We start from the raw sequence: 23,579 nt of genomic DNA, 5'->3' as shown, positions 1-23,579 counted from the left end.
TTCTGCACAAAAAAAAAAGCCCCTACAAGAGGGGCTTTTTCCAAAAAACGTTAATCAAGAATTACTTGATTTTCGCTTCTTTGTACATAACGTGCTGACGGATAACAGGATCAAATTTCTTGATCTCCATTTTTTCAGGCATGTTACGCTTGTTCTTCTCAGTCGTGTAGAAGTGACCTGTTTTAGCGCTAGAAACTAGCTTGATCTTCTCACGGTTACCTTTAGCTTTAGCCATGGTTTATTACACCTTCTCGCCGCGGGCACGAAGTTCAGCAACAACAACTTCGATACCTTTCTTATCGATAATACGCATACCTTTAGTAGATACACGTAGCTGTACGAAACGCTTTTCGTCTTCTAACCAGAAACGGTGGTTCTGTAGGTTAGGTAAAAAACGACGACGAGTCGCGTTCTTAGCGTGCGAACGGTTGTTACCAACCATCGGCTTCTTGCCAGTAACTTGGCATACTCTTGACATGTCAATCTTCTCCAAAAACAATTTAACGCTCGAGCATTAATGTACCTCGAATATGGCCGTCGCCCGAGGCACACAAAGAGGGCGCATTTTATACAGGATCTAAAATCAAAGATCAAGGGATATTCAATCTATCCATCCCCTCTCTGCAAACGAAACTATCTCACGATCGCCTATAACCATATGGTCTAACAGCGAAACATCTATAGTCGCCAACGCGTATTTCAATCGCTCAGTAATTCGCCGATCAGCATGACTGGGCTCAGCCACCCCGGAAGGATGGTTGTGACACACAATCACAGCTGCGGCCTTTTTCTCAAGCACTAGGCTTACCACTTCACGTGGATAAACCGAGGCTGAATCTATGGTGCCACGGAACAGTTCAACGAATTGAATGACCCTATGCTGACTATCGAGCAATAAGATGGCAAACACTTCGTAGGCACGATCCGCTAATTGTCTCATTAAATAGTCCCGAGTTAAATCAGGATCTGTCAAAATCTTTCCTCTTTGTAGATTTTCTTTTGCAATCCGCTTATTTAATTCAATAGCTGCCTGCAGTTGGGCGTATTTAACCGGGCCTATGCCCTGTATCTGGCATATTTCACTCATTGAAGCGGTAAACAGAGGTCTTAGCCCCCCAAAGTGGCTCAGCATGGCTCTGGCGAGCGATACGGCACTTTGGCCTTTAAGGCCGTTTCTGAGCAGCACCGCGAGTAATTCGGCATCAGAGAGTTGCCCGGCGCCGCTACGCAACAGTTTTTCACGAGGCCCCTCTCCTTGAGGCCAATCCTTGATCGCCATAAACACTCCTTGTCGTGGCCAACTTGTTACACCTAGGGTTTAGAGTATGGTCTAGTTTTTAAAAACTTGTATCCTCAACCGAGACACGATTGTGGTATGGTTAGCGGGCAAAATTAAACGCGATTAGTGATCAATATGAGCCTAACTAACAAAAAGATATTGCTGGGAATTGGCGGTGGTATTGCCGCCTATAAGTCTGCCGACCTGGTACGTCGCCTGAAAGAGCGCGGCGCCGATGTGCGCGTCGTGATGAGTCAAAGCGCGCAGGAGTTCATTACACCGTTGACGCTGCAGGCGCTCTCTGGCCACCCAATAGCCACCGACTTACTTGACCCGGCAGCTGAGGCGGCGATGGGCCATATCGAACTTGCCCGCTGGGCGGATATGGTACTGATAGCCCCAGTGACCGCCAATCTGATTGCCCGCATCAATGCCGGCATGGCCGACGAGCTGATCACTACCACTTGCTTAGCCACCGAAGCGCCAGTGGTGCTTTGTCCGGCGATGAATCAGCAGATGTATCGCAACGCTGCTACCCAGGACAATCTAGATAACCTGAGAAAACGTGGCCTCACCATCTGGGGACCGGCATCAGGCAGTCAGGCCTGTGGTGAAATCGGCCCAGGACGCATGGAAGAGCCGCTGGTTATCGCTGAACGCGTCGAACACTTCTTTGCCCCTAAACTGCTTCAGGGGGTATCGCTACTGCTCACCGCAGGCCCTACCCGCGAAGCTATCGATCCCGTGCGCTACATCTCCAACCACAGCTCAGGCAAGATGGGCTTTGCCCTGGCCAGAGCCGCAGCCGAGATGGGCGCCAAGGTCACCTTAGTGACAGGGCCTGTGAACTTAGAGACACCGATGAATGTCAATCGTCTCAATGTCGGCTCTACTCAGGAGATGCTTGACGCCGTGATGGAGCAAGTACACCACTGCGATATCTTCATCGGCTGTGCGGCTGTCTGCGACTATCGCACCGCGGATATTGCCGACGAGAAAATTAAAAAATCCTCGACTGAGATGTCACTTGCGCTTGTGCGCAATCCTGATATCTTAGCCACGGTCGCGGCCCATGAGGCTCGCCCCTTTACCGTAGGTTTTGCCGCAGAGACACAGGATGTCGAGCATTACGCCAAGGATAAGTTGACGCGAAAGAAGCTGGATATGATCGCCGCTAACGACGTGTCTGATCCGGCGTTAGGCTTTAACAGCGACGCCAACGCCCTTAAGGTATTCTGGCCCAATGGCCAATACGAGCTGCCCGCTACCGACAAATACACCCTAGCCAAGCAATTACTCACCCTAATCGCACAGCAGATGAAGACAGCATGAAGACCCCTATAGAACTCAAGATCCTCGATTCTCGTATCGGCTCACAATTTCCCCTGCCAGCCTATGCCACCCCAGGCAGTGCCGGCATGGATCTGCGTGCCATGATAGAAACCACTATGGTGATTCAGCCGGGCGAGACCAAACTGATCCCTACGGGAATAGCTGTCCATGTGGCCGATCCTAGCTTAGCGGCCGTCATTCTGCCGCGCTCAGGCTTGGGCCACAAACAGGGCATAGTGCTGGGTAACCTGGTTGGCCTTATCGATTCCGATTATCAAGGCCCGCTCATGGTCTCTTGTTGGAACCGCAGCAGTGAGCCTTTCACCCTAGAGATAGGTGATCGCCTGGCGCAACTGGTGTTTGTCCCCGTCGTCCAAGCCGAATTTAAACTGGTCGATGAGTTCGACAGCTCAGATCGCGGCGAAGGCGGCTTCGGCCACTCAGGCACTCGATAACCAGGCCTTAGATAGCCAGATATTGGATAGCCCGGCACGCGAACGCCAAATACCGCCGCACAAAATAATTAGAGAGTCATGGACTACACCTATTAGTGTGCCCATCGGCTCCTGTAGTAATTGAGTAAAGGATACTTAGATGGCTGCAAGCCCCAAAATCAACCGACGTGAACACATTCTACAATGCCTCGCTACCATGCTAGAGACCAGCCCAGGACAAAGGATCACCACGGCAAAGCTCGCTGCTGAAGTAGGGGTCTCTGAGGCGGCGCTTTACCGTCACTTTCCCAGCAAGGCCAGAATGTTTGAAGGGCTGATCGACTTCATCGAAGAATCACTGCTGTCGCGCATCAACCTCATCATGGATGAGGAGAAAGACACCATGAGACGCTGCCAGTTACTGCTGCAACTCCTATTGGTGTTTGCTGAGCGCAACCCTGGGATCTCCCGTGTACTCAATGGCGATGCCCTACTGGGAGAAAATGAGCGCTTACGTAATCGTACCGGACAGATCTTTTCCAAGGTGGAGACCCATCTAAAGCAGATATTGAGAGAGAAGACCCTAAGGGAAGGCAAAGGCTTTAACCTGGACGAAGCCATTCTGGCTAACTTGTTACTGGCGGTGGCCGAAGGCCGCATCGCCCAATTCGTTCGCAGCGACTTTAAAAACAAGCCTACAGAACACTTCGCCGAGCAGTGGCAATTCATTCAGCAACAGCTACTTCAGAGTTAACTAAACCTAATAAAAACAGCGGCCTGCAACTAGCTGGCCGCCGAAAAAATATTAACAAGATATATTGCACTATCCAGCCCTTTGCTTTACCCTCACCCGCAACAAATCTATAACAAGAGTACGTACAAGGATGTTATATGAGATTAATTAAGTCATTTAGTTTAGCCTGCCTCACCCTTTTCAGTTACCAGGCCTCTGCCACAGAGAAAGATATTACCGAGCTTTTTAGTCGCTCCGCCGAATTCTCTAATGTGCAGATCTCACCCGACGGAGACTACCTCAGCGCCATCACTTCACATGATGGTAAACATATGCTGATGATCCTTGATGCAAAAACCAAGAAGCCGACCAATGTGGTTCGCTTTCCAGACAATGCTCAGGTGGGTCACTATGTTTGGGTGAACAATGAACGCGTAGTAATGAGCAAGGAATATCTAAAAGGCTGGAGCGATCACCCTCTCTATTACGGTGAGCTCATGGCGGTCAATGCCGACGGCTCTAGACCAACATATCTATTTGGCTATAACAGCGGAGAACAGCAAACAGGTTCTCGCATTAAGAAAAACACACCAATACAGGCAACCGCCTATATCCTCGATCCTATGCCTGAAGACGATCGTTATATGCTGATCAAGGCGCTTCCTTGGGGCTCTGGCGGAAGCAACACTGCAGAAAACCTCCAACAGGTTTATCGAGTCGATGTCTATAAGGGAACCCGTAAGAAAATTGCTACTGCTCCTATATCTTACGCCCGCTTCCTCCCCGATCACGATGGTGAAATTCGCTTCGTTAGTGGCACTCGCGACTATATTTCATCGAGCCTCTACTACCGTAAAGACAACGAGTGGGTAGACACAGACAAACTTAACCTAAACCTCGACGATATGAGCCCTATCGCCTTTGGCGATGATGAGAACAGCGTCTATGTGCTAGGCAGCGAAAATGGTCAGCCAAAAGGTGTTTATTTAGTGGACATCAAGAGTGGCACTAAGCGCCTCATTAGCCAAGACAAAGCTGTTGACCCAAGTAACGTATGGATAAACCGCGTCAACAAAAAACTTTATGCGGTAGAGTATGAAAATGGCTACCCCACTTATGAATTTGTCGACAAAGAAGAAGCGCTTTCCAAGACGCTGAAACAATTATTGGGAGCATTACCTGGCCATCAAGTTCATCTCGTCAGCCAAACCAATGACATGAGTAAGCTGATTATCAAGGCCTTCAACGATAGAAATCCTGGTGATTACTACATCTTCGATGCCGACAACAAAAAGCTCGAATACTTAGTGTCACAAAAGAAATGGTTAGACCCCGATAAGATGGCCGAAATGAAGCCAATCAGCTTTACCGCAAGAGACGGCTTAGTGATCAACGGTTATCTCACATTACCTTATGGCAAAGAAGCCAAGAACCTTCCGCTTGTGGTCAATCCTCACGGCGGTCCGCACGGCCCAAGGGACTGGTGGGGCTTTGACGACCAAAACCAATTGATCGCCAGTCAAGGCGCTGCCGTGTTGCAAGTGAACTTTCGCGGTTCGGGCGGTTACGGCAAGGCGTTTGAACATGCCGGTCATCAGAAATGGGGCACAGAGATCCAGTACGACATTATCGATGCCACTAAGTATGTCATCGAACAAGGCATAGTCGACAAAGAGAGGATCTGCATCGTAGGTGGCAGCTTCGGTGGCTATTCAGCACTGCAGAGCCCTATCCTGGCGCCCGATCTGTTTAAATGCGCCATAGGTTTCGCCGGTGTCTATGATCTTGATTTGATGTTCAGCGAAGGGGACGTACAAGGTCGCCGCGCGGGTGAGCGTTATCTCAAGCAGGTACTGGGTGAAAGCCAAGCCATGCTGACCCAGATGTCTCCTAGCAAAAACGTCGATAAGCTTAAGGTCAACTTGCTTTTGGTGCATGGCGGTGAAGATGATAGAGCGCCAATCGAACAGCTAGAAGCGCTGGAAGAGGGGCTCAAGAAGCATAACTACCCTTATGAGAAGCTGGTAATGGACGATGAAGGCCACGGCTTCTATAACGACGAGCATAGGGCCAAATATTACCGTCAGATGATGAGCTTCCTCAAAGAGAACCTGAAGCTTTAATCCCTTGAAACCTCAAAAGCCGATTACCGCAATCGGCTTTTTTGTTATTCCCTTATTAATTCTGGGTATAAATTACCCGCAATTCAGGGTATCCTCCCTGACCCGCTCCCCGAGGTTAACTGTCACAGGGCGGGCTATAATGAATACCTTATGGGTTAATTTCTTAACATTATTAGCAAATTAATCTTACTGAACAGACCACTATTTATGGTGGAGGATACAATGGCATTAAGTGAAGCAGCACAGCAGGTGCAAACCGCATTATTAGAGCGTGGTCTTGAGACGCCTATGGTCCCGTGCGGACTAAGCAGCGAAGCGCGCAAGGAAAAGATTGAGCACCATATGCGCGAGATCTTGACCTTAATGTCACTGGATCTTCGTGATGACAGCCTGATCGAAACTCCTAAGCGTATCGCCAAGATGTATGTCGACGAGATCTTCTCTGGCCTGGATTACGCTAACTTTCCCAAGATCACCGTTATCGAGAACAAGATGGGCTTCGATGAGATGGTTAAGGTCAACGACATCAGCCTCACCAGCACCTGTGAGCATCACTTGGTGACCATAGATGGCGTTGCTACCGTGGCCTACCTACCACGTAAAAACATCATAGGCCTGTCTAAAATCAATCGTATCGTGCGTTTCTTTGCTCAGCGCCCTCAGGTGCAAGAACGCCTGACTCAACAGGTTCTGGTGGCACTACAGACGCTACTTGAGACCAAAGATGTGGCGGTAAAGATGGATGCGGTGCACTACTGCGTTAAATCCCGCGGTGTGATGGACTCAACCAGTACCACAACCACCACGGCACTGGGCGGCATCTTCAAATCGAACCCGGCCACCCGCGCCGAGTTTCTAAGCAATTAACTCCTATTGCTTGTAACCTAACTTCTCCCAATAAAAAACGCTGCCTGGGCAGCGTTTTTTTGTATCACAACATTTGATACCGATTAAATACCGTATTGGTCACGATAAGCACTAACCGATGCTAACTGTGCTTCCATGCCAGGTTTTTCCGACAGATAGTTGATCAGGTCTTCCAGCTTGATGATAGAAACGATACTGCAACCAAAGTCACGCTCGACCTCTTGAATCGCCGACAGCTCGCCCTTGCCTTTCTCCTGACGATCCAGCGCAATCAACACGCCCGCTAGCTCAGCATTATGGGCTTCGATGATCTCCATCGATTCACGAATCGCGGTACCAGCGGTGATCACATCATCCACCAACATCACACGACCCTTAAGCTCGCTGCCAACAAGACTGCCACCTTCACCGTGGTCCTTCTTTTCCTTACGGTTAAAACAGTAAGGCATATCGATATCATGGTGATCGCACAGGGCCACGGCTGTGGTTGTCGCGATCGGGATTCCCTTGTAGGCTGGACCAAACAGCAGGTCATACTCGATGCCCGAATCTACCAGCGCCGCCGCATAAAAGCGTCCCAAACGCGCCAAATCACGCCCGGTATTAAACAGACCGGCATTAAAGAAGTAAGGGCTAGTGCGGCCTGACTTTAACGTAAATTCGCCAAAACGTAATACCTGACGCTCTAGGGCAAACTCAATAAACTCACGTTGATAGGCTTTCACAATCTCTCCTTTTTAAAATGTAGGGGTACGCTCAATTCGATTTAAAAAAAGGACCCCGTAGGGTCCTGTTCAACAAAATAATGATCAACTTAATGCCGCCTTCTGCACATCGACGATCTCACGAATACCGTGCTTGGCCAGATCCAGCAGGCTCAGTAACTCTTCATGGCTAAATGGTTCGCCTTCTGCGGTGCCCTGGATCTCAATGATCTTACCGGTTTCTGTCATCACCACGTTCATATCGGTCTCGGCGGCGCTGTCTTCGATATATTCCAAATCACAGATAGGCTCACCCTTGTAGATGCCTACGCTCACGGCAGCGATCAGGAACTTAAGTGGGTTGGTCTTGATTAATCCCTTACCACGCGCCCAGTTTAACGCATCAACCAAGGCCACACAGGCACCGGTAATCGCCGCGGTACGCGTGCCACCATCGGCCTGAATCACGTCACAGTCGATGACGATAGTGTTTTCACCGAGCGCCTTCATATCTACGGCAGCACGCAGGGCTCGGCCGATAAGACGTTGGATTTCTTGAGTACGACCAGACTGCTTACCACGGGCAGCCTCACGATCCATACGGCTGTGGGTCGAACGCGGCAACATGCCATACTCAGCGGTTACCCAACCTTGACCCTGGCCTTTCAGAAAACGTGGTACCCCTTCGGTAAAACTAGCGGTACACAGTACCTTAGTTTCACCAAATTCAATTAATACAGAACCTTCTGCATGGGCTGTGAACTGTCGCGTAATGGTTACCGGACGAGATTGAGCTGGGGTTCTGTCACTTGGGCGCATTGGCATTTCCTGTTTGAAATTAGATAAGCAGATTTGGCTGCATATTATAGGGGCTTGCGCCGACGGATGCCATGTTAATCATGACCGAAAGCGTAAAGCGAGGAGAGTTTGCTTTAACCCTGCACCTCATCGGACTATAATCCAAGGTCACTCAATCGATTTAACCTATTGGAATTACCCATGATCCAAAGCATGACAGCCTATGCTCGTATCGAGCACAAAGCACAATGGGGCACCGCCTCTTGGGAGATCCGCTCAGTCAATCAGCGTTATCTCGAAACCTACCTGCGCCTGCCTGAACAGCTTCGTAGCCTAGAACCCGTGCTCAGAGACCGTCTACGCAAACGTTTAAATCGCGGCAAGATTGAGGTCAATCTGCGCTACGATCTCGGTGAAGACAAAAATAGCGACCTACAGCTTAACCAAGCCTTGGCCAGTCAGATCATTCAGGCGGCCAACTGGGTCAAACAAGAAGCCGGTCAGGGTGAGATCAACCTGGTTGACGTACTACGCTGGCCGGGCGTGATGTCTGGCAGCGAACAGGATATGGATGCCATTGGCAAGGAACTGTTAAGCGCATTCGACAGCGCCATCGATCAGTTTATCGAAGCCCGCGGCCGCGAAGGCGATGCCATTAAGACCATGTTAGAAACACGCTTAGATGCCATCATAGAGCAAGTCGCCATCGTCCGTGAGCACATGCCAATGGTCATGCAATGGCAGCGTGATAAGATCAGCAACCGCTTAAGCGAAATTCAAGGCGAACTCGATCCCGCCCGTATGGAACAAGAGATGGTGCTGCTTGCCCAGAAGATGGATGTCGCCGAAGAGATGGACAGACTCGACGCCCACGTTGCCGAGACCCGCCGCATCCTCAAGAAAGGCGGCGCCCAAGGCCGACGCCTCGACTTCATGATGCAGGAATTCAACCGCGAATCTAACACTCTGGCTTCTAAGTCTATCAGTGCGGAAGTCACCGCCGCAGCGGTAGAACTAAAAGTACTTATCGAGCAGATGCGCGAACAGATCCAGAACGTGGAATAAACTCAATAAAATGCAAGCTCTAGCTTTATTTCCGGCTAGAGCTCTTCTCCTTCCCCCGAAATAAATAGTGTCACTTCCTCGATACGAACGCCTCAGGTTGTGACTTATAGTCCGTAGACTGATAAGTCACACAGATTCAAGATACAAATCATATCCCACTGATATTTAGACATAATCATGAATGTGATTTTGAGCCGTTTCGGACAAAGACTAAAACAAATACGAACTCAACAAAGATTAAGCCAAGAACAGCTGGCTGAAATCTGCGAACTAGATCGAACATATATCAGTGGTATAGAACGTGGCGTTCGTAATGTTGCACTAATCAATATCGTAAAATTAGCCAATGGTTTAAAGGTAAGCGCCTCATCTCTACTTGAATTTGATGTTGAGACCAAACATGACTAGGCGTGCTTTTTATTCAGCTCCACTTGCTGAATTTCTTTTAGAAAATCCCCAAGCCATTTTGGGCAAAATATCTCAACCCCATACCCAAGACATTAAGCATCAACAAACCTCCGCATGGACAGTGCAAATTGCTGCAATTCAAACAGCTCTGATCAATATTCCATCAGATAAAGGCTGGATATTCTTTGAGTTTCTTATCCCTCGCATGGGTCGTCGTGCAGATGTTGTCCTCATTTATTCTGGCATTATATTTGTGCTGGAATTTAAAATTGGTGCATCTAATTATTTATCCCAAGATCTCCGCCAAACTCATGGCTACGCATTAGATCTAAAAAACTTTCACAGAGGAAGTCATGGTAAATGTATTATTCCTATTCTGGTAGCAACCGCGACAGAAAGCTCATTTAGCGATATCTGCTTCGCAGCAGATCATGTTGCTTCGCCAATATGCATTAATATTGATCAACTACATCCAACCATTACCCAAATATCCATTCAGTACAAACAACCTGATTTTAGGGGAGATGAATGGGCTAAAACGGGGTATATGCCAACACCAACAATTGTCGAAGCAGCTCAAGCTTTATATGCATCTCACAATGTAGAAGATATTGCTCGGAATGAAGCCGACAATCATAACTTAGGCAAAACTTGCAATGAATTAATCCAACTAATTCACCAGTCACGAACACAAAAATCAAAAATTATCTGCTTTGTAACGGGAGTTCCAGGCGCAGGGAAAACATTGATAGGTGTTAATCTTGCCAACACTCATTCTATTCCTGAAGAAGATGAGTATTCGGTTTTCTTAAGCGGTAATGGCCCTCTAGTGACTGTATTACAAGAAGCATTGGCTAATGATGCATCCAAAAGAACAAACTCTACAAAAGCCCGAGAACGGCAGAAAACCAGTCAGTTTATTCAAAATATTCATCGTTTTAGAGATGAGGCTCTCGATGGCTCAATACCCCCAGAAAAAGTAGTTATCTTTGATGAAGCACAACGAGCATGGAATCTAGAGCAAACCTCCAAATTTATGCAAACTAAACGCGGTCATCTCAACTTCAATCAGTCAGAACCTGAATTTCTCATATCAGTCATGGATAGACATCAAGACTGGGCTGTGATTATTGCGCTTATTGGAGGTGGACAAGAGATAAACACTGGTGAAGCAGGGTTGAGAGGCTGGCTAGACGCTCTTGAAAACCGCTTCACTAGCTGGGATGTATACTGCTCACCGAACATTCTTACGGGTAATTATGTATCTACAGGTGTTGCGTCTGATCATTTAAAAAACGTGAACAAAAGACAAAACCTACATTTAGCAACTTCAATGCGATCTTTCAGAGCTGAGAAACTATCTGACTTCGTACATTATGTTATCGCTGGTGATGGAAAGAAAGCTAAGGAATTAAGCGACCAATTGCAGCAGGTATACCCACTAAAAATCACCCGAGACTTAAATGAAGCCAAAAAATGGCTACGAGCTCAAACACGAGCCAATGAAAGCAAAGGGCTTCTCGCGTCCTCCAATGCTATTCGTCTAAAAGCCGAAGGAATACATGTTAAAAATCGCTTTGATCCAGCTGCATGGTATTTAAACCCTCAAGAGGATATCCGCTCATGCCATTTTCTCGAGGAGTGCGCGACTGAGTTTGATATCCAAGGCCTAGAACTGGATTGGTGCTTAGTAGGTTGGGATGCCGATTACCGTCATAACGGTAGTAAGTTTGAACATTGGAAATTTAAAGGAACAAAATGGCAACATCGCAACAAGGATGAGGATAAACGCTACCTTGAAAATGCTTATCGAGTTCTATTAACTAGAGCAAGGCAAGGAATGGTAGTATTTATTCCAGAAGGAAGCGATATAGATTCAACAAGAAAAAAATCATTCTATTTACACACATATCAGTATCTTCTGGATTGTGGCTTTAGAACGATTTAACCAGAACCTCACCATTCCACAAATTACCGGATATCGTTGAGCCTTTAGCTTTGCTAAGTTAAAGGCTCAAAAAGTCATCGATTGAAGAATTATTTAAACTTAATCCCAGTAGGGCAAAATTAACTTCAGCGAAAATGGAGAACTCATGCCACAACGGAGTAAATGGCCACAACTACTAGTGATTGTTATCGCGCTGGCCCTACTTATCCCCGGGCTCAGCCTGCCGATGCTTAGCCTTGATGGCCAGGCCGACAAATCCAAGTTTGCCAAGACCAGCATAGAGCTGATGACAGAAGACAGCGAAGTGCGTGGCCTACTTGGCTCGGTATCAGCCTTCCTCGGTTTTAATGAGCTTGAGGGTCAGGTGGAAATTTATCGCAAGCAGCGCAGTATTTTGGGAACGGTAGAAGATCTGATGCAGAGCGGTAACCTGCTGGTCGGCATCTTGATAGCCACCTTTTCGGTGATCATTCCTACCCTGAAACTGCTGGCGCAGGCCATTCTGGTTTTTGCTGAGGGTAACGCTGCCGCAAGGCTCACACGCCTTATCGATGCCATAGGTAAATGGAGCATGGCCGATGTATTTGTGGTCGCCATCATTGTCAGCTACCTTGCCGGCAACGCCAAGGATCAGATGGGCGAATTGTTCATTATGCATGCCCAATTAGAGATCGGCTTCTGGTTCTTCACCGGCTATTGCCTGTTTGCCATCGCGTCCAACATGATGATGAGTAAACCAAAACAGCCGTCGACCTGAGGCTTAGCGTGCACAATATAAGCAAAGTAAAAGCCCCGAGTTAGTGTATCGACTTGGGGCTTTTTTCGTTCTCGGAAACCAGGCTAAACGCTTAATCCCCACATATCGAAGGTCTCCTGACAAAGCTGCTCCCTGAAATCGGGATGGGCAATGTCGATCAGCGCTCTGGCTCGTTCACGCAGCGACTTGCCCCGCAAATTAGCCGCGCCATATTCGGTGACTATGTAATGCACATGGGCGCGAGTGGTGACCACGCCGGCCCCAGGAGAAAGTACAGTGGTGATCCGCGACACCTTGCCCCCCGCCGCCGTGCTGGGCAGGGCGATCACCGAGCGGCCACCTTCGGAAAGGCCTGCGCCGCGAATAAAGTCCATCTGACCACCAACCCCGGAATAGATACGAGTACCGAGGGAGTCGGCGCAGATCTGCCCCGAGATATCCACCTGTAGCGCCGAGTTAATAGCCATCACATTAGGGTTCTTACGAATGATCGAGGTATCGTTGACCTGCTCGATATCCATGAAGATCACCGAGGGATTATCGTCCACATAGTCATACAACCGCTGACTACCCAGGGCAAAGCCAGTGACCAGCTTACCCGGATGCACCTTCTTGCGGCTGTTATTAATCACGCCCAGCTCAACCAGATTCAATACGCCATCGGAAAACAGCTCGGTATGCACCCCAAGATCTTTATGATCCGTTAAACAAGACAATACGGCATCGGGAATCGCCCCTATTCCCATCTGCAGACAGTCACCGTCACGCACTAAACTGGCGACATGCATGCCAATGGCGAGGCTGGTCTCATCGCTGGCGGCAAGCGGATGTTGTGGTAGCGGCATGCTCTGCTCAAATACGGCGGCAAATTTATCGTAATGAATGAAACCATCCCCATGAGTGCGGGGCATACAGGGGTTAATATGGGCGATGATCTTACCCGCCACCTGACAGGCGGCGAGCGTGGCCTCCACCGAGATCCCTAAGGAACAGATACCATGCTTATCGGGCGGCGATACCTGAACGATCGCCGTATCTATGGGCTGCTCACCCGAACGAAAGAGTTTTGGCACCTCGGAGAGAAAGATGGGCACATAATCGGCATCGCCCTGCTGCAACAACAAACGGGTCGGCAAGCCGCCAAAGAAACAGCGATGACGCAGGTGGCCTTTTAAGCGCGGGTCACTAAGAGATTCGGCGCACTCGGTATGCAGCTGCAACAAGGTAAGGTCTTGCCTAGTGAGGGCGTGCTCGGCCAAAGCATCGAGTAACAACTTGGGGGTGGCGCCCATGGAGTGAGTCCAGAGGGTCTCGCCGCTCTGGATCAGGGCGACGGCTTCTAATGCAGTATTACAGATAATGGGTGGCATCTATCTCACCTATAGTCGGAAAACTGTGTGCAGTGTACGAGCTAACTTAACGCTTTGATAGCAAAGTTATCAATGAGATCACCTTAAGTTGATCTTAAGCAAAAGTTACCAACAAGCGGCCAAAAGCCCCTTTTTATCGACCCTAGGCTAGATAAGCCCTGAGCGTCGCTTGTTGCGCCAATAAGCTTTGATACAAGGTAAACTGATTAGCTGCCCGCTCAAGATTATGATTATCATGATGAATATGAAAATAAACATCGCCATTGAGGTGATCGGTTAAGAAGCGCACGCCAATCATCAGACAGATCACTCTGGCACCCAACCACAGGCTTTGGCGCTCCTTGTCACTCAACACCTCACCCAGCTCACTTAAATAGCCCCGGCAGATGGCGGCAAAGATAGGCTCGCGCACTTCGACCTTGGGCAAGTTGGTGGAATCTTCTGCCTCTGGCGACGTAAAGGTACGTACCATGTCGCCAAAGTCGTACATCAGATGACCCTGCATACAGGTGTCGAGATCGATAATTGCCATACTGCTCATGTCGCGCTTATCAAACAGCATGTTATTGATCTTAGTGTCGTTATGGCAGACTCGCGGCGGCAGCTGCGCCTCGAGTTCACTAAGCTCACTCAGCAGCTCATCCTGTGACAGAGCAAAGTCGACCCACGCCTGACACTCACCCAGACGCCCTAGGCTGTCTTTAGCCACCGCCTGTTGCAGCTGGGCGATACGCCCCGGCAGATGATGAAATTGAGGGATAACATCCTCAAGCTGGCTGGCATCGAGATCGCTTAAGGCACGAGAGAAGTGACCAAATGCCTTGGCGGCAGATTCTGCCTGCGAGGCATCTTCGACCACCTCAAGACTATGACTATAAGGTAGATATGAGATGGCACGCCAAAAGCCCTGCTCACCTAAATCCAGCGCCAACTCATCTTGTAAGTTACCCACTGGAGTCACCACATTGAGGCGATACTCGCCATTGTCATGTTTCGATTGCAGATGCTGCGCGACTCTTTGTGCATTACGCACAAGCGCTAAGGGTTGAGTAAAAACGTCCGTATTGATGCGCTGCAGCACAAACTCCCCCTCGGGCCAGCGCACTAAAAAAGTATCATTGATATGACCATTGCCAAGCGGGCTCACTTTAGCCGAATCGGTTACGCCAAAGTGCGGCAGCACCTGCTGCCTAATAAAATCAATCACCCAGTAACTCCATTAATTTTTGTTTTACCCAATCAATATCTTGCGGATAGGTCACCCCTAACCAGGTATCCGAGGTTTGGCTCACGAATACCTGTTTAGCATTCGTCTTAGCACTCAAGGCTGCTTGCACCACAGCTGGGAGATAGCACTCGCTATCTGGCCTCTGCCCCTGTTGCACTATAAAGGCACTCAAGGCCTGGGCTAGGATCTCAAAGATCTCAGAGGTAAAACCCCAACAGGTCATAGAGGCCAAGGCATCGGGAGCCAAATTGGCTTGCTGTCCCTGATGCGAGCCCACCAGATTATCACCTTGCCAGGCAATATTCAGCCACTCTTCGACAGAAATCAGCAGATTATCCCGGGTAACGCAGATGCCGCGATTCACGCCGCCATGGTCAGATAATGTCTCTTTAAGGGGATAGGCCACCATCTGCCACTGACTTGGTCTTTGCTTAAATCCTTGCGCCAACAGGCTAAAGGCTCGGTCGCCATAGTAATCGTCAGCATTAATCACCGCCATGGGACCTGAGACAAGCTTGCGAGCGCTCCAGAGCGCATGGGCAGTGCCCCAAGGCTTAGTGCGATGCTTGCACTCTCCCACTATCTCGCGACAAACCGAAGGCAGGTCGGTGAGCTGCTGCACACAATACTGCACCGTAAAATAACTGGGCAGATCCGCCAGCAGCGCCTGCAAGGGAGCAATCAGTGATGCTCTGGTAACGATCACCGCAGACGAAAACCCCGCCTTGATAGCACTGGCTATCGACAGCTGCAACATGGTTTCACCTTTGGGACCAAGCGCCGCCAACTGCTTATCGCCACCAAAACGGCTCCCCAGCCCCGCCGCCATGATCACTAGGGTCAGTGATGGATGGTTATCATCCCCGCTGGACGCAACATCTGTTAACTTCATCGACATCAAACCACACCAGACGAATAGCTCGCCTTAAGAAGAGATAACACAGGCGGCGCTATACCGCCCATGTCATGGTATTAGATCACAGGTAAGGCCTAAATGCCGCCTCTTTAGCCAGCGCCGCCTGACTGCCCTTGAGGCTAAACTCGTAACCACATAGGGTCAGACTACCGCGCATGGCAATATCGTTAATGATGGCGGGAACATCTAAAGGTGAAAAACGGGCCTGGGTCGAGGAGTCAGCTAGCAAATGAACCTCCATCGGCCGATAACTCGCGCCATTGTTGAAGGTCAAATTTTGGCAACTACTATCGCCCTCGGCGCTGGCGAGCGACCAAATAATACCCGGCTCACCTCGCTCACCCAACCAGCTGAGCATCAGCACCTTGCCTTCGAGCTGCACCTTAAAGCCGTCTGGCATCGAAACCTGCTTAATGGCCGTCCTTGGTGTCTGGTCAACTGTGGCCTCAGGTTCAGCCTCGCTGATGACTTGCTCAGTGGTGTTATCACCGCTCAACCAGAAAAGACTGCCGAGCAGCAGTGACAGGCAGCCAAACCCCAACAAGGCTGCTCGCGGGTGACGTTTTAATTTGGCAAGCAGATCATTCAAGATTGGCCTAACGCTATCGAGACCACGTGACAGCTTATCGTCACTCTGATAATGGTCATCGCTGGGGGATATCTCGTCCACCGCATCAAACGCAATACTCTCAAGTGGCGCCGAGCCCGCCAGCGTGGGCTCGACCCGGGGTCGACGCGTCTGACTATGCTGCTTAGGACCGCTGTAACCTAGGCTATCAAAAGCAGATAGTGCCTTAGGTTGAGGCCGAGAAACGATATAGCCGGCCGCCAACAAACTCAAAATGAGCGCCACCCAAGTTAGCCAAGTCTGCTCAGCCAATACTAGACTCACGCTAAACAGCAGTGGCCCAGGGAGCATAATCAATGCCTGCAAACTCAGCGCCTTAGGCAGGCGACGGGCGGCACTAAGGATATTCAAGGCCACCAAAGGGAGCGCAAACAACACCAAAATGCCATGGCCGGCAAACAGCAGTGAGAAAAGATAAATAAGACAGAGCGAGCCACAGGTGATGACAAGAAAACGTAAGCTGGTATCTACGCCCTGACGACAAAAAAAGGTGTTTAACAACATAAAAAATTCCACTTCACGGCTATCTCAGCAGAGAGTCTAAAGGATCTTGCCTTGGATGACGCTTAATTTTGGTTAATTTTCCCCGCCAGCCTAATGTCTGTCAAAGGAATCCCCGTTCAAACGGATCCCCATCAAGGCAGAAAAAAATAAGAAAGGTCAACAGACCCTAGCCTAAATTTACCTCTAGGCTGTATAATATCCGGCTACCTAAAACGATACAGCCTTTGGATAGCAAATACATGACCGCTCGCGGAAACCTCTTTATCATTTCAGCGCCCAGTGGCGCCGGCAAATCTTCACTTCTTAGCGCCATTTTGCGCGATAACCCAGCCGATATGAAGGTCTCTGTGTCACACACGACACGCCAACCCAGAGTGGGCGAAGTCGACGGCGAGCATTACCATTTTGTCACAGTCGACGAGTTCAAGGCGCTTATCGATAAACAGGCCTTCTTTGAATGGGCCGAGGTATTTGGTAACTATTATGGCACCTCGAAAGAGGCAATCGAAGTCATGCTGGATAAAGGCATAGACGTGTTTCTCGATATCGACTGGCAGGGCGCGCAGCAGGTCAAACAGATGATGCCAGAAGCTGTCGGCGTATTTATCCTGCCGCCATCAAAGGCGGAGCTTGAGCGTCGCCTTACCGGTCGCGGTCAGGACAGCGCAGAGGTGATCGCCGGACGTATGGCCCAGGCGACGTCGGAGATCTCTCACTACAACGAATACGACTTCATCATAGTCAACGATGATTTCGAGCAGGCACAAGTGGACTTAAAGGCAATTATTCGCAGCCAACGCCTCACTCGTGCTAGTCAAATTCATGCTCTAAATGATATGCTTAATGATCTGTTGGCAGACTAGCTGCCATAGTGTACAATTTTGCGTCATTTTTTCACCCATAAACACTGGAGTTTCAATACATGGCTCGCGTAACTGTAGAAGACGCCGTAAACCAAATCGGCAACCGTTTTGATATGATCCTGGTTGCAGCGCGTCGTGCTCGCCAAATCGCTGTGCAGGGCAAAGACCCTATGGTTGAAGAAGAGAACGACAAGCCAACGGTTATCGCTCTGCGCGAAATCGAACTTGGCCTGGTCACCGCCGACACATTGGATGCCGATGAGCGCCAAACTGTCCGCGAACGTGAAGCAGCCGAAATTGCTGCCGTTGCTGCCATCGCTGAAGGCCGCAACGCTATCTAAGGAGTGATGCCACTTGTATCTGTTTGAAGGTCTCAGGGAGTCTGCGTCCAGCTACTTAGAAGCGACGCAGGTTGAATTACTCAAGCAGGCCTATCAGGTAGCGCGAGATGCTCATGAAGGGCAGATGCGCACGAGTGGCGAACCTTACATTACCCATCCGGTTGCGGTTGCCCGCATCCTGGCCGATATGCGTCTCGACCATGAGACGCTGATGGCTGCCCTGCTGCATGACACCATAGAAGATACCCCAGTCACCAAAGAAGAGCTTTCCGAGCTGTTTGGTGAGTCAGTGGGCGAGCTGGTCGAAGGCGTTTCTAAACTGGACAAGCTGAAGTTCAGAGACAAGAAAGAAGCCCAGGCGGAAAACTTCCGCAAGATGATGATGGCCATGACCCAAGATATTCGGGTTATTCTCATCAAACTGGCCGACCGCACCCATAACATGCGCACCCTTGGCGCCCTGCGCCCCGACAAACGTCGCCGCATCGCCCGGGAAACCCTGGAAATTTACGCCCCTATCGCCAATCGTCTGGGTATTCATAATATCAAGACAGAGCTGGAAGACTTAGGCTTCCAGGCGTACTACCCCATGCGCTATCGCGTACTTAAAGAGGTGGTCAAATCAGCCCGGGGCAACCGTAAAGAGCTAATCCAGAATATCGAAGGCGCCATCAAGACACGTCTTGACGACACCGGCCTTCAGGGCACAGTCAAGGGCCGCGAGAAGAACCTCTATTCCATCTACAACAAGATGCGTAATAAGGAACTGCAGTTCCAAGAGGTGATGGATATCTATGCGTTTAGGGTGATCGTCGACTCTATCGACACCTGCTATCGCGTCATGGGCGCCATGCATGGGCTCTATAAACCACGACCAGGCCGCTTTAAAGATTATATCGCCATCCCTAAAGCCAACGGCTATCAGTCATTGCATACCTCACTGTTTGGTCCCCACGGCGTGCCCGTAGAGATTCAGATACGTACCGAGGATATGGATCAGATGGCCGACAAAGGGGTGGCGGCGCACTGGCTCTACAAGGGCGCCGGTTCAGCCCAGCAAGGCACCACGACTCAGGTTCGCGCCCGTAAATGGATGCAGAGCCTGCTGGAGCTACAACAAAGCGCCAGCACCTCCTTCGAATTTGTCGAAAACTTCAAGACAGAACTGTTCCCCGAAGAGATCTATGTCTTCACCCCAGAGGGACGCATTCTAGAGCTACCTGTGGGCGCCACCGCGGTGGATTTTGCCTATGAAGTCCATACCGATGTGGGTAACACCTGTGTCGGCGCGCGGGTTAACCGCCAGGCCTACCCTCTAAGTCAGCCACTTATTTCCGGCCAGACCATAGAGATCATCACCGCCAAGGGCGCACGACCTAATGCCGCCTGGCTTAACTTTGTGGTGACGGGTAAGGCACGTTCGAAAATCAGACAGCTGCTTAAGAGCCTCAAAGAAGATGATGCCGTACTGCTCGGCAAGCGTCTACTCAACCATGCCCTAGGCGACATCAAGCTCAAGGATATTCCCCAGGAGCAGATCGATAAGGTGGTCAGCGAAACCAAGCACGCCACCCTCGATGCCCTGCTGGCCGATATCGGTCTGGGTAACGCCATGAGCATAGTGATAGCCCAACGTCTTAAAGGCGATCGCGTTGAGCAACACGAGCATAAAGAATCCAACATGATGCCGATCCGTGGCGCCGAAGGCATGCTAGTCTCCTTCGCCAACTGTTGTCGTCCTATTCCCGGCGATGCGGTAATTGCCCACGTAAGCCCAGGTAAAGGGCTGGTAGTGCATATGGAGAGCTGCGCCAACATCCGCGGTTATCAGGGCGAGCCGGACAAGTATATTCCGGTACACTGGGATAACGCCGAGGGCGTTGAGTTCCAGGCCAACCTGCGGATCGAGATCGTCAACCACCAGGGCGCACTGGCGAAGATCACCTCTATCGTGGCCGCCGAAGGTTCAAATATCCACAACCTGAGCACCGAAGAGCGCGACGGCCGGGTATTCTTGATTAACTTACGGATCTCGGTCACCGACCGGGTCCACTTAGCCAACGTGATGCGCCGTATCAGGGTACTACCGGAAGTACTGCGCACATCACGTAATCGTTAGTTCCACCATTATTAACCTAAGTAGAGAGAGCGTTATGGCAGAGAAGATCATCATTGCAACCGACAAGGCCCCACAGGCGATCGGCACCTATTCTCAAGCTGTTAAGGTTGGCAACACAGTCTATCTGTCTGGCCAGATCCCGCTAAATCCTGAAACCATGCAGATGGTCAGCGATGAGTTTGAAGCCCAGGTCGTACAGGTATTCGACAACCTGACTGCCGTGTGTGAAGCCGCCGGTGGTAGCCTGAAAGATATCGTTAAGCTGAACATCTTCATGACAGACTTGGCTAACTTCGCCACAGTGAACGAGATCATGGGTCGCTACTTCGAGCAGCCTTATCCTGCCCGCGCCGCCATTGGCGTCAAGCAGCTGCCAAAAGACTCGCTGGTTGAGATGGATGGCGTGATGGAGCTGTAAGCTCTAAGTTGACACCAGAGGGCGCTGCGGCGCCCTTTGTTCTTGATAAACATTACAAACGAAACATCATGAGTCCAGAACGCTTCGCCCGCATCAACCAGATGCTAGACAACCGCCAGACCGACCTCACCCTGTGTTTGGACAAGGTACACAAGACTAACAATATCGCCGCGGTGATCCGCACCGCCGACGCCGTGGGCATACATCAAATTCACGCCGTTTGGCCCGATATCGAGATGCGCGTTTCAGGCAACACCGCCTCGGGCAGCCAGCAGTGGGTCAAGACCATCAAGCATTATCATATGGATGAGGCTGCGGCACAGTTCAAGGCGGCAGGCATGCAGATCCTGGCCACCAACTTCTCAGAAACCGCTGTGGATTTTCGCGAAATAGACTATACCAAGCCGACTGTAGTGATCATGGGCAATGAGCGTGACGGCGTCAGCGACGAAGGCTTGGCCATTGCCGACCAACAGATCATCATCCCGATGATCGGCATGGTGCAATCGCTCAATGTGTCGGTGGCCTCTGCTTTGATCATGTATGAAGCCCAGCGCCAGCGCGCCCAGGCAGGCATGTATGGCAAGCGCACCTTAGACGACGCCTACTGCCAGACCATGCTGTTCGAACAGGGACATCCCATCTACGCCAAGGCTTGTCGACGCAAGAAGATCCCCTATCCCGCCATCGACGAAAAGGGGCAGATCGTCGCCGACGAAACCTGGTGGCAGCGAATGCGCGCACCGGATCCCGAGGCCGAGCTAGAAGGCTAACACCAGCACGCCTATCACCCCATACTCTCTAAGACTATGACAATTGGCCTTTTATTCCGGCAAAACAATTGTCATAGATCACATTCTTCGCCATACTCAAAGACGCGCATAAAAAGTGGCCAGGCGCTCTCATTGCAGACATCAGTGCCCGCTCAATAATGGGGGTTGTTGAGTATCGCAGTGGCAAAAGCCAAGCGAACCAAGTTGCGTCTCCTTTAACACTAAGAATAAATATGGAATGGCAAGATGGACTCACTATTCAAATCACCGGTCGACATGTTGCACCACTGGGTTGAGCAATATGGCGATAACACCTACCTGAAACAACCCATAAACGGCCAATATGTCAATTTCAGCTGGCGTGAAGTACAGCAGAAGATGCAGCAGATCGCCGGCGCACTGCGTCACCTCGGCTTAGAGCCGGGCGACAAGGTCGCGGTTTTATCGAAAAACTGCGCCGAATGGTTTATTACCGATCTCGCCTTAATGCTTGGTGGCTACATCAGCGTGCCCATCTATCCCACCGCCAATGCCGATACCATACGTTACGTGCTGGAGCACAGCGAATCTAAGGCGATCTTTATCGGTAAGCTGGATTACTGGGCCGATCAGGAAGCCGGTGTCGGCGGCGACATACTGCGTCTCGCCATGCCATACGATACTATGCCAGCTCAATACCAATGGGACACTCTGCTGAAGATGGGTCAGCCCTTGACTGATGTCGAGGCACCAACACCCGAGCAGATCATGACCATCATCTACACCTCGGGCTCGACCGGTAAACCTAAAGGGGCGATTCAGACCTTCGCCAGTTATGATTGGACCTGCCGCGCCGTGGTGCGTGACCTCAAAACTGATGGCAACGATAGACTGCTCTCCTATCTGCCGCTGGCCCACATTACCGAACGCGTTGCCATCGAAGGCTCTTCCTTCTATTCAGGCAGCAGCGTTGCTTTTGTCGAGAGTCTCGACAGCTTTGTCGCTGACGTGCAACGAGCCAAGCCAACCGTCTTCTTCTCTGTGCCGCGTCTGTGGAGCCTGTTCCAGAAAAATATTATCGACAAGATTGGCTACACCAAACTCAATCTACTACTCAAGATCCCCTTTATCAGCTCGCTGGTGAAAAAGAAGATCCATCAAGGGCTAGGGCTGGAACATTGCCACCTGTTAGGCTCAGGTTCGGCACCAATCCCTCCTTCGCTGATCACCTGGTACCACAAGATTGGCCTAAATATCTGTGAAGCCTGGGGCATGACAGAAAACAGCGCCTACTCCATCATCAACCACCCCTTCGACGCCAGCAAGATTGGCACAGTCGGACGTGCGGTCGAGGGTTGTAGCGTCAAGCAAAGCGAAAGTGGAGAGTTACTGGTTAAGAGTCCAGGCTTGATGACTGGCTACTACAAGCAGCCGGAGGTCACTCAGGCCAGCTTCGACCAAGAGGGCTATTTCCATACTGGCGATCTGTGCTCAATCGACGCCGACGGCTGTGTCACTATCACGGGCCGCGTCAAAGACAACTTCAAGACAGCCAAAGGCAAGTATGTTGCGCCTGTGCCTATCGAGCGTAAGCTGGCGCAAGACCCCCATGTGGAGCTGATCTGCATCATAGGCTCTGGCCTGCCTCATCCGGTGGCGCTGGTTCAGCTCTCCGAAGGGGCCTCACTGCAGCCGAAAGAGGAGGTGCGAGCCTCACTCAAGGCGACCTTAGATAGTGTTAACCCTCATCTGGAGTCCCACGAAACCGTCGATGCTATCATAGTGGTCACCGAGGCTTGGGATGTAGACAACGACGTGCTAACACCTACCTTGAAGATCAAACGCCATGTGCTGGAGCAGAGATACAGCGCCAAGGTCGATGGACAGCGCGGCGCTATTGTGCGGTGGGAAGATGAGCTGTAATCGCAAACCAACACTCGTCTGACATAAAAAACACGCCATCAGGCGTGTTTTTTATTACCCTGTTTAAGG

24 protein-coding genes are annotated in these 23,579 nt (G+C 50.4%); 15 read left to right on the top strand and 9 right to left on the bottom strand.

From position 1 onward, the window contains the following. Window positions 1-61 precede the first annotated feature (61 nt). From rpmG to radC, 3 genes are all read right to left on the bottom strand, one after another. On the bottom strand, window positions 62-235 hold the full coding sequence (gene rpmG / locus L2712_RS13720) for a 50S ribosomal protein L33 (protein WP_028773492.1): 174 nt from the start codon (window positions 233-235) through the stop codon (window positions 62-64). A 6-nt stretch (window positions 236-241) separates the two neighbouring features. Beyond that, on the bottom strand, window positions 242-478 hold the full coding sequence (gene rpmB / locus L2712_RS13715) for a 50S ribosomal protein L28 (RefSeq protein ID WP_011867275.1): 237 nt from the start codon (window positions 476-478) through the stop codon (window positions 242-244). A gap of 123 nt (window positions 479-601) precedes the next feature. Beyond that, window positions 602-1,279: a RadC family protein gene (gene radC / locus L2712_RS13710; protein WP_248978100.1), complete on the bottom strand. Its 678-nt coding sequence runs from the start codon at window positions 1,277-1,279 to the stop codon at window positions 602-604. Window positions 1,280-1,414: 135 nt separating this feature from the next. Here radC and coaBC point away from each other — a divergent pair, with 135 nt between their 5' ends. The 5 genes from coaBC (at window position 1,415) to folE (ending at window position 6,768) form a co-directional block, all read left to right on the top strand. Next, a complete protein-coding gene (gene coaBC / locus L2712_RS13705) occupies window positions 1,415-2,611 on the top strand; it encodes a bifunctional phosphopantothenoylcysteine decarboxylase/phosphopantothenate--cysteine ligase CoaBC (protein WP_248978099.1) in 1,197 nt (398 codons plus the stop codon). Continuing rightward, complete coding sequence (gene dut, locus L2712_RS13700) at window positions 2,608-3,066, top strand: dUTP diphosphatase (protein ID WP_033539360.1); 459 nt, start codon at window positions 2,608-2,610, stop codon at window positions 3,064-3,066. Before coaBC ends, dut begins: the two co-directional genes overlap by 4 nt. Window positions 3,067-3,205: 139 nt before the next feature. Then, on the top strand, window positions 3,206-3,799 hold the full coding sequence (slmA, locus tag L2712_RS13695) for a nucleoid occlusion factor SlmA (RefSeq protein ID WP_011867279.1): 594 nt from the start codon (window positions 3,206-3,208) through the stop codon (window positions 3,797-3,799). A 137-nt stretch (window positions 3,800-3,936) separates the two neighbouring features. Next, window positions 3,937-5,901, top strand: a complete 1,965-nt coding sequence (locus tag L2712_RS13690; protein WP_248978098.1) for an alpha/beta hydrolase family protein — start codon at window positions 3,937-3,939, stop codon at window positions 5,899-5,901. Between the two features lie 222 nt (window positions 5,902-6,123). Beyond that, window positions 6,124-6,768, top strand: a complete 645-nt coding sequence (gene folE, locus L2712_RS13685) for a GTP cyclohydrolase I FolE (protein ID WP_033539358.1) — start codon at window positions 6,124-6,126, stop codon at window positions 6,766-6,768. A gap of 83 nt (window positions 6,769-6,851) precedes the next feature. Here the strand turns inward: folE and pyrE are convergent, their stop codons facing one another. Next, complete coding sequence (gene pyrE / locus L2712_RS13680; protein WP_033539357.1) at window positions 6,852-7,493, bottom strand: orotate phosphoribosyltransferase; 642 nt, start codon at window positions 7,491-7,493, stop codon at window positions 6,852-6,854. An 84-nt stretch (window positions 7,494-7,577) separates the two neighbouring features. Next, complete coding sequence (gene rph, locus L2712_RS13675; protein WP_033539356.1) at window positions 7,578-8,291, bottom strand: ribonuclease PH; 714 nt, start codon at window positions 8,289-8,291, stop codon at window positions 7,578-7,580. A 180-nt stretch (window positions 8,292-8,471) separates the two neighbouring features. On the opposite strand from rph, the gene L2712_RS13670 reads away from it, so the two are divergent. The 4 genes from L2712_RS13670 to L2712_RS13655 all read left to right on the top strand — a co-directional run bounded on the left by L2712_RS13670 (window position 8,472) and on the right by L2712_RS13655 (window position 12,448). Further along, on the top strand, window positions 8,472-9,335 hold the full coding sequence (locus L2712_RS13670; RefSeq protein ID WP_088905585.1) for a YicC/YloC family endoribonuclease: 864 nt from the start codon (window positions 8,472-8,474) through the stop codon (window positions 9,333-9,335). A gap of 177 nt (window positions 9,336-9,512) precedes the next feature. After that, window positions 9,513-9,743 (top strand): helix-turn-helix domain-containing protein, encoded by a 231-nt coding sequence (locus tag L2712_RS13665; RefSeq protein ID WP_011867285.1) that lies wholly within the window; start codon window positions 9,513-9,515, stop codon window positions 9,741-9,743. Continuing rightward, the gene (locus tag L2712_RS13660) at window positions 9,736-11,691 is read left to right on the top strand and encodes a DUF2075 domain-containing protein (protein WP_248978097.1); all 1,956 of its coding nucleotides are present in this window, start codon (window positions 9,736-9,738) and stop codon (window positions 11,689-11,691) included. Before L2712_RS13665 ends, L2712_RS13660 begins: the two co-directional genes overlap by 8 nt. 145 nt (window positions 11,692-11,836) lie before the next feature. Then, window positions 11,837-12,448: a paraquat-inducible protein A gene (locus tag L2712_RS13655; RefSeq protein WP_248978096.1), complete on the top strand. Its 612-nt coding sequence runs from the start codon at window positions 11,837-11,839 to the stop codon at window positions 12,446-12,448. 83 nt (window positions 12,449-12,531) lie between these two features. Here the strand turns inward: L2712_RS13655 and L2712_RS13650 are convergent, their stop codons facing one another. The 4 genes from L2712_RS13650 to L2712_RS13635 form a co-directional block, all read right to left on the bottom strand. Next, a complete protein-coding gene (locus tag L2712_RS13650; RefSeq protein WP_088905587.1) occupies window positions 12,532-13,818 on the bottom strand; it encodes an acetyl-CoA hydrolase/transferase family protein in 1,287 nt (428 codons plus the stop codon). A 142-nt stretch (window positions 13,819-13,960) separates the two neighbouring features. Next, window positions 13,961-15,025, bottom strand: a complete 1,065-nt coding sequence (locus L2712_RS13645) for a phosphotransferase enzyme family protein (RefSeq protein WP_248978095.1) — start codon at window positions 15,023-15,025, stop codon at window positions 13,961-13,963. After that, on the bottom strand, window positions 15,018-15,944 hold the full coding sequence (locus L2712_RS13640) for an NTP transferase domain-containing protein (protein WP_248978094.1): 927 nt from the start codon (window positions 15,942-15,944) through the stop codon (window positions 15,018-15,020). Before L2712_RS13640 ends, L2712_RS13645 begins: the two co-directional genes overlap by 8 nt. A 79-nt stretch (window positions 15,945-16,023) precedes the next feature. Then, entirely contained in the window at window positions 16,024-17,094 is a 1,071-nt protein-coding gene (locus L2712_RS13635) for a hypothetical protein (RefSeq protein WP_248978093.1), read from the bottom strand. Between the two features lie 239 nt (window positions 17,095-17,333). Here L2712_RS13635 and gmk point away from each other — a divergent pair, with 239 nt between their 5' ends. The 6 genes from gmk to L2712_RS13605 all read left to right on the top strand — a co-directional run bounded on the left by gmk (window position 17,334) and on the right by L2712_RS13605 (window position 23,510). Continuing rightward, window positions 17,334-17,957 (top strand): guanylate kinase, encoded by a 624-nt coding sequence (gene gmk, locus L2712_RS13630; RefSeq protein ID WP_088905591.1) that lies wholly within the window; start codon window positions 17,334-17,336, stop codon window positions 17,955-17,957. Window positions 17,958-18,016: 59 nt separating this feature from the next. Further along, window positions 18,017-18,298, top strand: a complete 282-nt coding sequence (gene rpoZ, locus L2712_RS13625) for a DNA-directed RNA polymerase subunit omega (RefSeq protein ID WP_012275521.1) — start codon at window positions 18,017-18,019, stop codon at window positions 18,296-18,298. Window positions 18,299-18,311: 13 nt separating this feature from the next. Beyond that, on the top strand, window positions 18,312-20,417 hold the full coding sequence (spoT, locus tag L2712_RS13620) for a bifunctional GTP diphosphokinase/guanosine-3',5'-bis pyrophosphate 3'-pyrophosphohydrolase (protein WP_033539333.1): 2,106 nt from the start codon (window positions 18,312-18,314) through the stop codon (window positions 20,415-20,417). A 34-nt stretch (window positions 20,418-20,451) separates the two neighbouring features. Continuing rightward, window positions 20,452-20,835: a RidA family protein gene (locus tag L2712_RS13615; protein ID WP_033539332.1), complete on the top strand. Its 384-nt coding sequence runs from the start codon at window positions 20,452-20,454 to the stop codon at window positions 20,833-20,835. A gap of 68 nt (window positions 20,836-20,903) precedes the next feature. Next, a complete protein-coding gene (trmH, locus tag L2712_RS13610; RefSeq protein ID WP_033539402.1) occupies window positions 20,904-21,608 on the top strand; it encodes a tRNA (guanosine(18)-2'-O)-methyltransferase TrmH in 705 nt (234 codons plus the stop codon). Window positions 21,609-21,854: 246 nt separating this feature from the next. Next, entirely contained in the window at window positions 21,855-23,510 is a 1,656-nt protein-coding gene (locus tag L2712_RS13605; protein ID WP_248978092.1) for an AMP-binding protein, read from the top strand. Window positions 23,511-23,579: the final 69 nt, after the last annotated feature.

The organism is Shewanella marisflavi (genome assembly GCF_023283925.1).
GTDB lineage: Bacteria > Pseudomonadota > Gammaproteobacteria > Enterobacterales > Shewanellaceae > Shewanella > Shewanella marisflavi.
The sequence above is the reverse complement of the archived record's forward strand: the minus strand, read 5'-3'. Positions and strand labels throughout refer to the sequence as shown.